At 39.6% G+C, this 14,731-nt stretch carries 16 protein-coding genes; 4 read left to right on the plus strand and 12 right to left on the minus strand.

Going from position 1 to position 14,731, the window contains the following annotated elements; all coding sequences use genetic code 11:
* Positions 1–7: 7 nt before the first annotated feature.
* The 3 genes from IBX42_RS04375 (at position 8) to IBX42_RS04385 (ending at position 1,619) form a co-directional block, all read left to right on the plus strand.
* The gene (locus IBX42_RS04375) at positions 8–889 is read left to right on the plus strand and encodes a CoB--CoM heterodisulfide reductase iron-sulfur subunit B family protein (protein WP_294929351.1); all 882 of its coding nucleotides are present in this window, start codon (positions 8–10) and stop codon (positions 887–889) included.
* A gap of 63 nt (positions 890–952) precedes the next feature.
* The gene (locus IBX42_RS04380) at positions 953–1,243 is read left to right on the plus strand and encodes a hypothetical protein (RefSeq protein ID WP_294929354.1); all 291 of its coding nucleotides are present in this window, start codon (positions 953–955) and stop codon (positions 1,241–1,243) included.
* 172 nt (positions 1,244–1,415) lie between these two features.
* Positions 1,416–1,619, plus strand: coding sequence for a DUF3185 family protein (locus IBX42_RS04385; RefSeq protein ID WP_294929357.1), 204 nt, complete (start codon positions 1,416–1,418; stop codon positions 1,617–1,619).
* A 38-nt stretch (positions 1,620–1,657) separates the two neighbouring features.
* Here IBX42_RS04385 and mog read toward each other — a convergent pair whose 3' ends face one another.
* From mog to IBX42_RS04445, 12 genes are read right to left on the minus strand one after another with little or no spacing between them, the layout of a single operon-like run.
* A complete protein-coding gene (gene mog / locus IBX42_RS04390; protein ID WP_294929360.1) occupies positions 1,658–2,191 on the minus strand; it encodes a molybdopterin adenylyltransferase in 534 nt (177 codons plus the stop codon).
* Between the two features lie 10 nt (positions 2,192–2,201).
* Entirely contained in the window at positions 2,202–2,723 is a 522-nt protein-coding gene (gene bioV, locus IBX42_RS04395) for a pimelyl-ACP methyl ester esterase BioV (protein ID WP_294929363.1), read from the minus strand.
* On the minus strand, positions 2,710–4,353 hold the full coding sequence (locus IBX42_RS04400) for an ATP-dependent metallopeptidase FtsH/Yme1/Tma family protein (protein WP_294929366.1): 1,644 nt from the start codon (positions 4,351–4,353) through the stop codon (positions 2,710–2,712). The genes bioV and IBX42_RS04400 overlap by 14 nt, the downstream gene beginning before the upstream one ends.
* Positions 4,340–5,584 (minus strand): tRNA (N(6)-L-threonylcarbamoyladenosine(37)-C(2))-methylthiotransferase MtaB, encoded by a 1,245-nt coding sequence (gene mtaB / locus IBX42_RS04405; RefSeq protein ID WP_294929369.1) that lies wholly within the window; start codon positions 5,582–5,584, stop codon positions 4,340–4,342. Before mtaB ends, IBX42_RS04400 begins: the two co-directional genes overlap by 14 nt.
* A 3-nt stretch (positions 5,585–5,587) precedes the next feature.
* Complete coding sequence (locus tag IBX42_RS04410; protein ID WP_294929372.1) at positions 5,588–7,234, minus strand: mechanosensitive ion channel domain-containing protein; 1,647 nt, start codon at positions 7,232–7,234, stop codon at positions 5,588–5,590.
* Positions 7,231–8,283, minus strand: coding sequence for a 3-dehydroquinate synthase (gene aroB, locus IBX42_RS04415; RefSeq protein WP_294929376.1), 1,053 nt, complete (start codon positions 8,281–8,283; stop codon positions 7,231–7,233). The genes IBX42_RS04410 and aroB overlap by 4 nt, the downstream gene beginning before the upstream one ends.
* A 59-nt stretch (positions 8,284–8,342) precedes the next feature.
* Positions 8,343–9,749: a TrkA C-terminal domain-containing protein gene (locus IBX42_RS04420; protein ID WP_294929379.1), complete on the minus strand. Its 1,407-nt coding sequence runs from the start codon at positions 9,747–9,749 to the stop codon at positions 8,343–8,345.
* Positions 9,750–9,799: 50 nt separating this feature from the next.
* Complete coding sequence (locus tag IBX42_RS04425) at positions 9,800–10,285, minus strand: hypothetical protein (RefSeq protein WP_294929382.1); 486 nt, start codon at positions 10,283–10,285, stop codon at positions 9,800–9,802.
* Entirely contained in the window at positions 10,282–11,397 is a 1,116-nt protein-coding gene (gene trmA, locus IBX42_RS04430) for a tRNA (uridine(54)-C5)-methyltransferase TrmA (protein ID WP_294929386.1), read from the minus strand. The genes IBX42_RS04425 and trmA overlap by 4 nt, the downstream gene beginning before the upstream one ends.
* A 17-nt stretch (positions 11,398–11,414) precedes the next feature.
* Positions 11,415–12,155: a flagellar type III secretion system pore protein FliP gene (gene fliP, locus IBX42_RS04435; protein WP_294929390.1), complete on the minus strand. Its 741-nt coding sequence runs from the start codon at positions 12,153–12,155 to the stop codon at positions 11,415–11,417.
* Entirely contained in the window at positions 12,155–12,937 is a 783-nt protein-coding gene (locus IBX42_RS04440; protein WP_294929394.1) for a flagellar motor protein MotB, read from the minus strand. Before IBX42_RS04440 ends, fliP begins: the two co-directional genes overlap by 1 nt.
* A complete protein-coding gene (locus IBX42_RS04445) occupies positions 12,937–13,701 on the minus strand; it encodes a motility protein A (protein ID WP_294929397.1) in 765 nt (254 codons plus the stop codon). Before IBX42_RS04445 ends, IBX42_RS04440 begins: the two co-directional genes overlap by 1 nt.
* A 143-nt stretch (positions 13,702–13,844) precedes the next feature.
* Between IBX42_RS04445 and IBX42_RS04450 the strand changes: the two genes are divergently transcribed.
* On the plus strand, positions 13,845–14,731 hold an 887-nt coding region (locus IBX42_RS04450), incomplete at its 3' end, for an NTP transferase domain-containing protein (protein ID WP_294929401.1).

A 14,731-nucleotide genomic window follows, 5' to 3' on the forward strand; every position in this document is an offset into this window, starting at 1 on the left:
AAAGTAGATGAAAAAATTAAAATATGCACTTTTTACGGGATGTACGGCAAAACAAAGTACTCCGGAACAGATGATGTCAACTCTGGCAGTTGCTAGAAAGCTCGATATTGAGCTTATAGAACTAACGGAAGCTTCATGTTGCGGCGCTTCTCACCTGCAAGACTATGATGACTTCTTATCGCTTGTACTAAATGCAAGAAATATAGCTTACGCTGAAAAGCATGGCTTAACCATGGTTACTATCTGTAATACATGTCAGTTAAATACTGCAATGACAAAGCATAGACTAGATAGAAATCCTGAACTAAAGGCAAAAGTCAACGAGAAGCTTGCAGAGGTTGGTTTAGAGTACAAAGGCACATCAAACATCATCCACTTTTTATATGCTATCATTGATGATTTTGGACTCGATAAAATCAAAAAGATGGTTGTGAGACCTCTAAGCGAGTTCAATATAGCTCCCTTTTACGGCTGTCACAACATCCGCCCTTCAGAGCTTCACGACGAGTCTCACAAACAAAAAGAGAACCCATACAACCCTACTTCACTAGATGACCTCATTATCGCATGTGGCGGTATGAATGTTGACTATGAAGAGAAAAACAAGTGCTGCGGATTCCACGTTGAACTTCAAGCTCCACATACTGCAGCAGTTTTAACAGGAACAGCTATTGCCGGTGCAACCGACCAGAATGCCGACATGATGGTAACACCTTGTCCACTTTGTCACTTAAAACTTGACACGCAGACAAAAAGTGCTTCTGAAGCAATAGGCAGAGAAGTCTCTCTTCCCGTTCTTCACATGCAACAGATGGTAGGTCTGGCTCTTGGATGCTCTCCTGCAGAGCTTGGTCTAAAACACCACGTCACAGACGTAAACTTCGTATAAAACTAAGAGCAGAGAGATTTCTCTCTGTTTTACAAAAGAGAAATCACATCCGTCATTATACAGATGGTAAATACTAGCATTATTGCAATCGCTGTGTTTGAGCTTGCCATTGTCATCAACAAAGAGTACAGCAATGATAATGGGCATAATGTCGTTCATATGCTTAGAAGAACCCTTCCCCGCTTTATCGGAACTGTGTGTGTTGCTTTGTCGCTTGAGGGGCTTATTATGGTTATCAAGTACAGCCAACTGGACCTGGCAGGGAATCTATATTATCCTGTAGCTATTATTATCAGTGCGGCTTTCCTACTGATAGCACTTGGTGTATTTTTGAAATTTTCCCCTACCAAGTAAGAAATTACACTCCAAACAAAAAATCCGCTGCCTTATGAGAAGAGAGTAAGTAAAGGCTTACAAAACATTTAATGACTCTTTTTGAGTAAATTAAGATAGAATTATTAATTGAATAAATAGTTTGCTCTTAACACTGCAAACATTTTATTTTATTTAACAATAGGAGTCTATTATGGCTATGACAAGTAAGGTAATAGGAATTATTCTCGTGGTTATAGGTGTTGGAGTTGCAATATGGGGATATCAACTATCTAGCTCTGTCGGTTCTCAGGTTACACAGGCTGTTACAGGTTCGGATACTGATAAAGTAATGACCTTCTACATTGCCGGTGCTGTCAGTTTTGTTGTCGGTCTATACTTTTTGGCTAGAAGATAAAATAAAAAGCAACATAGTAGATTAGTGACCAAAAGGCTCTACTTAGCCTTCGGTCTAAAAGCCTTTATAACATCCTCATTTGTCTCAATATAGGGTCCTTCTATAAGGTCTATGCAGTATGGAACGGCAGGAAATACCGCATCAAGACACTCTCTTATAGATTTTGGTTTACCGGGGAGATTTATAATGAGGCTTTTGCCTCTGATTCCGGCAGTCTGACGAGATAGTATAGCCGTAGGAACATACTGCAGGCTTACTTGACGCATAAGTTCACCAAATCCTGGCATCATCTTCTGACATACATTCTCTGTTGCCTCAGGCGTTACGTCACGAAGCGCAGGTCCCGTTCCACCTGTAGTAACCACTAAACAGCACTCTTCATCGTCGCAAAGCTCTATCATAGTCCTCTCTATCATCTCCTGCTCATCTGGGATACATCTGTAAAGTATCTCAAACTCGCTCTTGAGATAATCCTTCATACTTTCTTGAATAGCTACTCCAGAAATATCTTCGTATATCCCTTTGCTAGCTCGATCACTTGCCGTTATAACGCCTATTTTTATTTTGCTCATATATAATCTCCTATTTTGTTAATAAAAAATGATTTGCATTTTTGATGTATGTTACCGTAGCAACCTCCAAAAAAAACTCTCTTGCACCCTCAATATCTATAATTCTGTCCTCTCCACCGAGATAAACCTCTATCTTTACACCGCTTCGCACAATCTCTTTTAGTTCACTTATATCCCACTCATACTGCAGCAGCTCTTCAAGCTCTTCAATGGAGTTTTTGTCATGCTCAACTATCTTTTTCTCATAGGGTAAAAAGCATATGGAGATGAACTCTCTTAGGTAAGCGTCTTGATTTTTTCTATATCCGAGCAGCTGGAGTTTTTTAAACTTCTCATCTTTTGTCTGAAAAAAAGCAGCAGAGAAGAGCTGCAGTGTGTCTACGCGCTTTTTCTCAGAGAGCCTCTCTTTAGTTTCTCTAAGAGCTTTTATGGCTCCGTAACTAAATCCGCAAACAGTGTACTCGGATGAGTTTATATACTCTTCAAAGTAATAGTGCTCATTTTTTAGAGAAAAACCACTATAAAATTTCATTTAGTTTCTTTTTCACATCCGCTTTCGTGATACTCTCACGCTCGTTCAAAACGCTCTCTACATACTTTATAACACTCTGCATAGACTCTAAAAGGTTTCTCGTCTCCTCATAGAGTCTTTTCATCAAAATCTCTTTTTCATTCTCACTTGCTATAAGAGACGAACCCATGCCGTACTCTGCAATCATCATCTGGACTATCTCTTTAGCCTCGTCCAAATCGCCCTTGGCACTGCTTGCATGTTCACTGTACTTAATGTTACATGCGACAATGCCCGCTAAAAGCATCTTAACTCTTGATTCAAGTTCATGCTTTATAAGCGGCTCATCTGTTGCAGGAGTCAGTTTCTCGTTTGAGAGAAGCAGTTTCTCAAAAGGGAGGTCAAAGTAGGTCGCGCAGATTGCTTTTGCCGCCTGATAAGTTACGCGGTACTGCTTCTGCTCTTCACTTAACATCTGAAGTTTCTTTTTGCCAAACATTACCTTGTCTTTTACCTCATGAAAATGCTCTATCGTGACCTGAAAATCATGCCCTCTTATGGCAAGCAGAGATGCCTCGTTGACAAGAGCCGCCAATGATGCTCCGTTAAATCCCACAGTCATGTTTGCGACGGTATCGACATTTACGTCATTGGGAACTTTTTCTAAATATTTTGTAAGGATTGAAGCTCTCTCCCTCTTTGTAGGAAGTTCGACAAAAACTCTTCGATCAAACCTGCCCGCGCGAAGCAGTGCCGAGTCAAGCACCTCTATCTTGTTTGTAGCGGCTATAACTATAACACCGCTTGAGTTTTCAAAGCCGTCCATCTCCGTTAAAAGTTGATTAAGAGTTGCTTCCCTCTCGTCGTTTCTCTGTCCGTCTCTCTTTTTTCCAACAGCATCTATCTCATCTATAAATATAATTGAGGGAGAGTTGTTTTTTGCCGCCGAAAAAAGCTCATGAACCCTCTTTGCGCCCATGCCGACATATATCTGAACAAAAGAGGCGCCGCTTTGGTAGTAAAAAGGAACACCTGCCGCATTTGCAACGGCTTTTGCTATCATGGTTTTACCCACGCCCGGAGGACCTACTAAAAGTACGCCGCGAGGCATTCTCGCACCGAAACTTTTGTAGCGCTTGGGTTTTTTCATAAAGTCTATAATCTCTTCAAGCTCCATCTTTACGTCGCTTATGCCGCCGATGTCATTAAATGTAACATCGCTTTTTATGGACTCGATGGGTTGTGAATGCTCCAGAGAGGATTTAAATCTGTTGCTTGCAATATTGCCGGTATCTAACATCCTGTTTTTTTGAAGCCACTTAAAGAGAATCGTGCCGATTCCCAAAAGAAGAACCAAAAAGAGAAAGTAGGCTACAATATTTGAGCCGCTCTTTACTTTCACTCTGTACTCGCTAAGCATATCGGGGGAGATCTGCGAAGATGCGATTTTGTAAACCTCTTTGTCTGTTTGAAGATAGATAAAATCTTCAGAAGCCACAACGCTCTTTACGCTTTTGTTTTGAAGTATCGCAGTTGCATCTTTGAGAGAAATTGACTCTGCATTGTCTCTAAGCACCGCAAAAAGAACCAAGATTACCACCAAAAAAGCTGATGCGTATAGTGCTACTCTGTTCGTTTTAGACCCTACCATAGTTAGACTCCTCTCTTATCTCATACTCGCTCAGATTTATCCAGTTGCCTACCAAATCCTCGTCTGAGTCGATTATAATTTTGTTAAAATACTGATCGTACCCAATAAAAGCTCCATCTTTTTCGCTCTCTATAAGCACTTCAAGCTCTCCGCTAAAAGCCTTTCTAAACTCAAGATTTTTAGCTTTTACAATCTCTTGGAGTTCGTGAAGCCTCTCTTTTGCAACTTTTCCGTTTACCTCAGGCTTCATGACGGCTGATGGCGTGGAGTCTCTTTTTGAGTATGTAAATGCGTGCAGATGCGTCAGAGGCAAATCTCTCACATTTCTCATCGCTTCATCCCATAACTCTTTACTCTCTCCGGGATGCCCTGTGATAAAGTCTGTCCCAATCGCAAAACCCTTGCTTGAGAGGAGTTCAAAAAGCTCTCTGTCTTGCTTATAAACGTTTCGTCTGTTCATAAACTTCAACATCTGCGGAGATGTGTGCTGCAGTGCTATGTGAAGATGTCTCTCCAGCCAAGGTTCATCCAAAATCTCTTTGAACTCATCCGTTATCTGTATGGGTTCTACGCTTCCGAGTCTTATGCGTCTGACACCGCGAATACGTGAGATCTTTTTCATAAGAGATGCTAAGGAACTCTCTGTCTTTTGTCCGTAGCTTCCAACGTTTGTTCCGGTTAAGATAAACTCTCCAAAGCCGTTGCGGGCAAGTCTGGTTATCTGTTCAAGGACTTTATCCTCGCTCATGCTTCTCGCATCGCCGCGAACGTAAGGTATGATGCAGTAAGAGCAGCGAAAACTACACCCCTCTTGAATCTTTATAAACGCTCTGCTCTTGCCGATAAAATCATCAACAACGCTCTCATCTATGAAGTTTAAATCACCCGGCTCGTAAAAAGGCTCCTCTTTACTCAACATCTCATCTATTTTTATCTTCTCGCTCTGCCCAAATACACCTGAAACACGTCCCTGCTTCAAGAGATTCTCACCCTTCGTATGCGCGCCGCATCCTGTTAGGAAAATCTTTGCACCACCGCTGTTCTCGACATGAGAGATGTATGAACGGACATGAGTATCCGCTCCGTTTGTAACTGTGCATGAGTTAATGACGACTATATCCGCCTGACTCTCATCTTCCGTCACTTCATACTCCTGAAGCGAGCCCATCATCACTTGAGAATCATAAAGGTTAGTTCTGCATCCAAAGGTTTTAAAATATACTTTCTTCATAATCTATACAATCTCTTCATCTGTAGCAAAAGGAGGAGTTCTTTTTGCCGGTTTTTCTAGGTGAAGCATCTGCGTAGGGTATGCGATTGTTATATCGTCTTCTGCCATAAATGCGTCGATAATCTCCGTTGAAATAACACTTCTAAGAGTAAGTGTCGCGTAAGCGTTTGTAAGATACCAAGCGTCTATAGCTATGCCGTTTGACTCTATAAAAGAGAAAATTCTCGGCTCAACGTTTGTATTTTTAAGGCTGTACTGATTACGAAGTTTGTTGAGTTGTTTTCTTGTAATATCCGTGTACCCTTTAGAGAACTTCTTGGTTATCTCTTTTGCAAGGTGCATCGCTTTTTTATGGTTTGAGTCGTACGTAATAGTGATTTTAACGCCATCCCATACGGTTTTTAGCGAGCTATGCGTATAGTTTGCTATCATCCTCGTAAAAACATAGTTGTTTGGAATAAATATAATTCTTCCAGCTCTTCTGTTGTCCAAAATGGTTGTGAGAGTAATATCCTCCAAAATTGTCATTCTAAGAAGCGATATATCCATAACATCACCAACGTACTGCATACCATCCATATCGACACGTATCCTGTCACCGACATGTATGCTTCCGCCAAAGACAATCACAAGCCAGCCGAGTATGCTCATAAACCAATCTTTCATGGCGATGGCAATACCCGCAGACGCAAATCCTAGAATGGTAACGAGGTAGCTAACATTTTCAATATAGTTGAAAAATAGAATCAAGACAACAAGCGTAAAATTACCAAATGTGATAATCTTGTTTGCCATATAAAAACGTTCATTATCGGTTATATACTTTTTAACAAACAGCTTTAGCAAGAAGAAGAAAACAAAGACTATAAATATAACAACGCCTATTTTAGCGATTTTAAACATCTGAGCTTCAACCTCTTTGTTTATGCTGACCGTTATGATGTCCAATCTTTTTTGATACACATCAGCCGTAACTTTCATAGTATCAAGAGCAGATTCAAATCTCTCAAGCTGTTTGAGCTTTAGCTCCGCCTTCTCTTTGTATTCGCTCTGTTCATCAAGAGAGAGTATTTCGCCATATATACGAATCTCTGACCTCAAAAGAGAGATAAGATTTTTCAACTCATCTTTTTTCAAGACATAATCGTTAAAATCTCTATCCAAAGTTTTAATCAACGAAATACCGGCAAATATATCAAAAGGATTTTTTATGCTTGGAGTTTCGTCTATATTTGGAGGAGTTAAAAGATCCGAGAATGGAGAGCTATCCTTTTTCTTAAGTTTTTCTATCTGCGATGTCAATATCTTCTCTCTGGCTATCAACGCACTAAGCTCATCCGCTTCGCTTAGGGTTTTGTTCTTCTTTCTTTGAAGAAAATTTATCCTATCTACTATCTTCTCCAAACTCTCTCTGACATCCAAAGATGTAAGGTATGAGGAGTAGCTCTTCATCCAGACACTATCTTTTTTTGCTATTTTCTCCTCAATATTTTTAAGTTCTGATAGATATTTAGCAATTTTTTCTTTTTTTGCATCCTCTTGGGCAAGCTTTATTTGAAGCTCTTGTTCACTTATATTTTTATCGTTTGTTATATTGCTTGAGAAAAGAAGAGATGATGCAATCAGGAGAGAAAATATTATTTTTTTCATCTATCTTTTCCAAACTTATTTAAAGTGCACATTATCGTTCCGGTATCAACTTTATCGGTTATAACTACATCGCCTATACCAAGTGGCAAAATAAATGTTATAGCGGCGTCTGAACTCTTTTTATCGAGAAAAAATGCCTCATAAAATGCCTTTACATCCGCAATTTCATACTCTGTCGGCAGATTGTATTTTTGCAGAAGTTTTTTTACTCTAAGTGCCTCTTTTTCACTCATAAGATTCATCTTTAGAGCTATTTCGTTTGCCATAACTATACCGATAGCCACCGCTTCACCGTGTAAAAACTGTTTATATTTCGTCTCACTTTCTATGACATGCCCAAAAGTATGCCCATAATTCAGAGCAGCTCTGAGTCCATGCTCTTTCTCATCCTGAGTTACTACATTCGCTTTGGTCTCAACAGCCTGCTTAATAACATCATGAAGCACTTTGGCATCACTCAAATCTGCACTCTCTAAAAACTCAAAAAACTCTTTGTTGAATGTAACTGCCATCTTCACTATCTCTGCAACGCCCGCTGCAAATTCTCTTTTTGGAAGAGTAGTCAAAAAATAGGGGTCGATATATACGGCTTTGGGCTGATGAAAAGCGCCTACAAGATTTTTTCCGTACTTGTTGTTCATGCCTGTTTTTCCGCCAACACTTGCATCAACTTGTGAGAGAAGTGTCGTAGGGATTTGAATAAAGTCAATCCCCCTTTGGTAGATGCTTGCCGCAAATCCCGTCATATCGCCGATTACGCCGCCGCCAAAGGCAATAAGCATAGATTTACGGTTAAAACGATGTTCAAACAAAGAGTCCAAAATAGCATCAACACTCTCTTGGTTTTTATACTCTTCACCATCTTTAAGTGTGACGACATGGAGCTCTTTGGCACTAATATTTGAGAGAAGATAATCGAGATGAAGAGCCGACACCGTCGGGTTTGTAACAACTGCCACTTTTGTATCGAAATCTATTTTGGGAAGCTTGCCGATAGTTATATCATAAGAGTTGTCTACAACTTTTTTAAGTTCTATATGTACTTGCATTATTTATCCAAAATTTAATTAGATGTATAATACTTAAATAAGGCTAAAAAACGGCTAAATCAAATCTGCACCGGTATAAATATCTGATGATTTGCATCTAGTTTGTGGTAGAGTCTTTCGCTGTCGGTTGAGAGGGTCGAGTAGATTTTTCTTTGTGTTAATTTTTTTGTAAAAGGGATAATCTGTATAAAATCATTTTTTTGTTTTAGTTTTTTTATTGGATTTTCACTCTCTTTTATAATTTTAATGCTCTTTGAGAAGATTGTCGCAAGGTTGTAGTAGTGCTCGATTACCTGCTCTTTAGCCTCTTGATGTTCGTTCATATAGTTATATAACTCAATATTGAGACTCATCTGCTCGGAGACGTCAAATATAGTTGAGGAGATTTTCTCCAAATCACGATTATCTCCAAGTATAATAGAAGCATCCTTTACGCTTGAGAGCTCTCTGTCTGCTATTTTAAAAACAGGCACCTGCGCCTCAAACAGGACTCCTCTCATCTCATAATCATCAAATATCTCGTTTGGAACAATCACCAAGCCTACATGGTACGCTTTTATATCGTTAAAAAAACTTTTTTTGATATTTTGAGAATCATAGTTTATATCGATAATAATATTTTCTGCTCTATACTCTTTAACCATCCAAATAACATCAAAATCACTAGGATTTACAACCCTGATTATCAAAGTATGCCCAAGCTTATTATGCACAAAAATCGCTCTTTGTATAAAATCTTCTATCGTTTTAAGATTTAACAAATCCATATCCAAATAGAGGTAAAGGTTAGAGCCAAAAGGTTCAGGGAACTGCCCAAGCTCTCTCTTTATCGCCCTGTATACAGATTTTAAAACAGCAGGATCGCCTACTAAAAGCAGAAGGTCATTTGGCTGAATCATTCTTCGGCGGTTTGGCATAATTAGTTTTCTGTTTCTGTATATAGCAACAATGCGCCACTCTTTTTGCTCTATAACGCCGATGTGTTTGTAGATAAATGAACTTCCAAATGGAACAAGTACTTCCATTATCTCGCCCTCGCCTATTCCGACATTTTGAGCAATAACAGGAACATTAGGCAGGTAATCGATTAATCTTGAGGAGAGAATTTCATTGGAGTCAATTAAAACCACATTGGAGTCATCGTTTTCAAGCTTCCATTTGTTCAGAACAATAATGCGCAGCTGTTTTTTAATGCTTCTTATATTTTTAATAGTATGCTGAACATCCAGTTTGCTGTCCATAATGACAAGAACCTGCACAAACTCCATCTTAAGCAGATTTGCAAGCTTATAAAGGCTTGTAGGGTCAAACTCGTAAAATTTAAAACGTGACGGATTTACATTTTGATATTTTCTTGCTTTGGTCTCTACTACATAGTAGATATTCTCGCTTGTGTGAGTCTCTATAATCCTGTTTATAAAGTGTTTAGATACTTCACCATCACCGATAATTAATATTTTTTTCATATACCGTCTTCTAACTTTTTTTGTAGCATTATATCATTATAATTTTACTGCTATCTTTTTATGGTTTGCGCTTGCTTAACCCACATCTCTCTTTGTGCTTTTTTCCACTTTCTCTTTACGAAGTAACCGGAAATTTTAATCCACCCATCCATCATGCTGTTGGAGGTAAAAGATGTGCCCTTCTCCCAGAGCTCAATCTTCTCTCCATTGGCGGCGTCATAGATTACACTCTCTGTTTTTAAGCGAAAAGCACTCGCTGTAAAAGTTATGATTTCATTTTTATCAGGCGAGCTTTTTTTATGCTCTTCTTTCATCATCAGATCCGGAAAAGGGCTCTCTTCTTCACATCTGTTGCTATATATTAACAGATTATTTTCGTTACTTTCTTTGGTTTTTAAAAGAAACTCTTGCTTTTTTACTATTTTTTCTAATCTGTTTATCTCTTGAATCAACCTTTTATTTTCTATCTCCAGGTCTATATTTTTTGAATATAAAAATGGCAAAATTGTTAAAACTAGAACCAGTGCCCTCATCATAAACTACCTTTTTTGACTAATCTGACGCCCATTTCTGCATGGTGCGTATATGGAAATTGATCAAAAAGAGCCATCTCTGCAACAGAGTGTGTCTTACATAAACTCTCCAAATCTCTTGCAAGTGTTTCAGGGTTGCAAGAGATATACAAGATAGTATCATATCTTGAAGCAAACTCACATGTTGCCTCATCCATCCCGCTTCTTGGCGGATCAACGAATATTGTCTTAATGTTGTAAGAATCAATATCTACATCTCTCATTCTGTTAAACTCTCTTACACCATCAAGAGCCTGAACAAACTCCTCAACGCTCATGCGCACGAACTCTATATTTTGAACACCGTTTAGACTCATATTTGCTTTTGCGGCGTTTATTGAGGATTTTGATATCTCAGTAGCCAAAACTTTTCTGAATTTGAGTGAAAAAGGTATGGTAAAGTTGCCCGCTCCGCAGTATAGCTCAAGCAGATCACTTTCGCTTTTTGGCAGGTTTTTCAAAGCCCACGAGACCATCTGCTCATTTACCTTTGAGTTTGGCTGAGTAAAACTGTTCTCTACATAGTTGAACCTAAACTCCATTACATCCACATCTAAATGCTCTGTTACGTAATCCTGACCGACTACAAGCTTTCGCCCTCTGCTTCGTCCTATTATATAGATACCCAGCTCAGAGGCTATCTTTTTAGCAATCTCTCTCCAAGAGTCATCCAGCTTTCTATGATAGAGCAGCGAAACAACAATCTCACCTGTTGTCGAACTTAAAAAATCAGCACCGAAAAGCTTAAAGCCTATGTCATACTTTTTTATAGCATTTAAGAGCTTTGGCATCAAAGCGGCTATCGGTTCGCTCACCTGCGGACACTCATCAACAAAAACAATACCGCTTTTGTTGACATGATTCATCGCATAATAGAGCTCATCATCTTTATGCCGGATTTTAAACTCGCTTCTTGAGCGATAGTGACTCTGTGGGGATCTAAAAACAGATATCCCCCCATCGTAGTAGGGTTTAAATCTATCTTTGTTCAAGTCTACTTTTAACGAGAGTTGATGCTCATACCCGCCTTCATAAACTATACATGCACCACATTCACCGAAATATTTACAATTCACATTATCTACTTTTATATCTATTTTATGGAGGCTATAAGATTTCCGATTAATAAGTTCCAGCCGTCTATCAAAATAAAGACAAGAATCTTAAAGGGGAGCGCTATCATAATAGGCGGCAACATCATCATACCCATAGACATAAGGATGGATGCGACAACCATATCTATGACCAAAAACGGCAAAAAGAGTAAGAAGCCTATCTCAAAAGCGGTCTTTAGCTCACTGATTACAAATGCCGGAATGATTACCGAGAGAGGAACATCTGCAACGGTTGTAGGGTTTTGCATCTTTCTGATTCTAAAAAAGAGAGCCAAATCCTTCTCTCTTGTATTTCTAATCATAAAGTTTTTAAACGGAAGAGTAGTCTCATCAAACGCCTCTTCATACCCTATCTTCTCTTCTATATATGGCTTTATACCGTTTTCATAAGCTTTTACTCCTACCGGCTCCATCACAAAAAAAGTTAAAATCATCGCAAGCATAACCAGAAGCTGTGTCGGGGGAACCTGCTGCGTGCCCAGAGCTTGTCTTAAAAAACCAAAAACGATTACAAATCTCGTAAAAGTAGTCATGACAAGCACCATACTAGGCGCCAAGAAGAGAAGCGTTAAGAGTACTAAAACATTTAAAGAGCTTACAAGCTGCTGCGGCGAAGAGGGTGCAGAGAGCTCAAAGTTCATCGTCGGAATAGCGACGTTTTCAGCCCCGAAAACCGAGGTTGCTCCCAAGCATAAAAAGAGTAAAAAAAGTTTTAGCATTATCTCTGTGCTGCCTTATCTAAGACGCCTTGCTTGACTTTTTGTTTATCATCAGGGTCTGCACCGTAAAAATGAAGTTCGACTCTGCGGTTTTTCTCTCTGCCGCTCTCGGTTACATTAGTTGCTTTTGGGGAAAACTCGGCAAATCCTGCCGCATTTATACGCTTTGGGTCTACTCCGTTTAAAAGTAGTTCTTGCAATACCGAAATTGCTCTGGCAGAGGATAATTCCCAGTTGTCTTTATATGGACTGCCAGAACCTGGTAATTGATTGTCGGTATGTCCCTGCACACTTACTTTTGTCCGATTTGGAAGCTCTCCTACTATAAGAGCTATTCTTTTTAAGAAAAGCAGCGCATCTTCATTTTGAATTGTGGCACTGCCAGATTTAAAAAGAAGCGCAGCGGGGAGCTCAATTACAAAACCATCCTGTGCTTCTTCAAGAGAAACGGCAGGACCGTCGCCCTCTGCTGTCATCTCATTTATCTCCGTAAGTGCCTGCATAACTCTGTTAACTTGCTCAGATGTCTCATCTGCCGCTTCAATAGGTGTTGATTCTTGGATACGTCTTTTGGAAACTTCGGTTTTAATACCACCCTCTAAAACACTCATAGCTCCAGAGAGTGAGCCGATAGCTTCAGATATTTTTTTTGCATCCATACTTGACATGGAGAGAAGAAGAACGAAAAAACATAAAAGCAGAGACATAAGATCTCCAAAAGCTGCCAGCCACATTGGAAGACACTTTTCGCAATCAGGACACTTGTTTTTTTTCCTAGCCATTAGTTATATTGACTCACACGCTCTTTTGGAGGCAGATAGCTCAGTAGTTTTGCCTCGAGCGCTCTTGGAGCATCTCCTGATTGTATCGACATAATCCCCGTCAAAATCATCTCTTTAACAAGCGTCTCTTCATCGTTTCTTATGCCCAATATGTTCGCAATAGGTGTTCCCAAAACGTTACCGATAATCGCACCGTACATGGTGGTCAAGAGTGCAACCGCCATAGATGGACCAATTGCAGAAGGGTCAGCCATATTTAAAAGCATGGCAACAAGACCGATAAGTGTTCCAACCATACCCATAGCCCCGGCAAGTCCTGCCCATTGACTAAAGATAGATCCGTTTACCTTATGACGCGTACTTGTCTGCTCCATCTCAATCTCTAAAAGCTCTCTTATATTGTCGGGTTCATTACCGTCAATAGCCATGGAGAGACCTTTTTTCAAAAACTCGTTCGGCTCATCATTAACCTCACTCTCCAGTGCCAAAATTCCGTCTTTTCTGGCTTTTGTAGCAAACTGTACAAGTTTTTTGATAAGCTCGACTCTATCCTCTTGAGGAGGTTTTATAGCTACCATAAAAATTTTCACAAATGATTTCATTTGAGACGGCTTAAACGACACCATCAAAGCGCCGATACTGCCGCCGATAACGATAAGAACAGAAGGGATGTCGATGTAAGCGCCAACGCCTACCCCCATTGCCATAGCACCCATCAGAAGTGCGAAGACTAAAACAATACCTATGACCGTACCTAAATCCATTCAAATACCTTATAACAAAATATTGAGCTTATAATACCACAAAAAATATTAGGCTCTTCAATTAAAAAGGAATTTTGCACATTTAATTTCAAACATAAGCGCCAAAAGGTATAATTTGTCAAACAATTTAAAGAGTTAAAAAAATGAACAAAAACAGAATCAGTATTGTTATCCTGGCTGCCGGAAAAGGAAGCAGAATGAAGTCCTCTAAAGCGAAGGTTTTGCACACTATTTGCGCCAAAGAGATGCTCTACTACATTATAAAAGCCTCACGAGAAATAAGCGATGACATAACCGTTGTTATTGCTCATCAAAAAGATGCCGTACAAAAAGCCGTAAGCGATAACTTTAACGATATAAGTTTTGTCACTCAAGACGATATCAACTTCCCAGGAACAGGCGGAGCTATGAAAAATATCTCTATTAAGAATGAAAAAGTTCTGGTACTAAACGGGGATATGCCGCTTATAACAGCCAAGGCTCTTGATGGATTTTTACACAACAGCTCTGACATTGTGATGTCTATTTTTGATCTGCCAAACCCTGACGGATACGGACGCGTTATCATTGAAGACAAAGAGGTAAAAAAGATAGTCGAACAAAAAGATGCCTCAGAAGCTGAGCTGCAGGTAACAACCGTAAATGCCGGCATATACGCCTTCTCTAAAAGTGTTTTGGACAAATACATCCCTCTGCTAAATAACAATAACGCCCAAAAAGAGTACTATCTGACCGATATTGTCTCCATGGCAAGAGCCGACGGGCTGAGCGTCTCTCCTCTTTTGGTTGATGAGGAGCACTTCAGGGGCGTAAACTCTAAAAAAGATTTGGCAAATGCCGAGGAGATTATGCAGAAAAGAATCAAAACCAAATGGATGGAATCAGGAGTAACGATGCAACTCCCATCAACCATCTATATAGAAGAGGATGTGACATTTGAGGGCGAATGCATAGTAGAAAACGGATGCCGCATAACGGGAAGTTCTAAAATAATCAACTCTCACATAAAAGCGCACAGCGTTGTTGAAGA

Origin of the sequence: Sulfurimonas sp. (assembly GCF_014859695.1) — a bacterium.
Classification (GTDB): domain Bacteria; phylum Campylobacterota; class Campylobacteria; order Campylobacterales; family Sulfurimonadaceae; genus Sulfurimonas.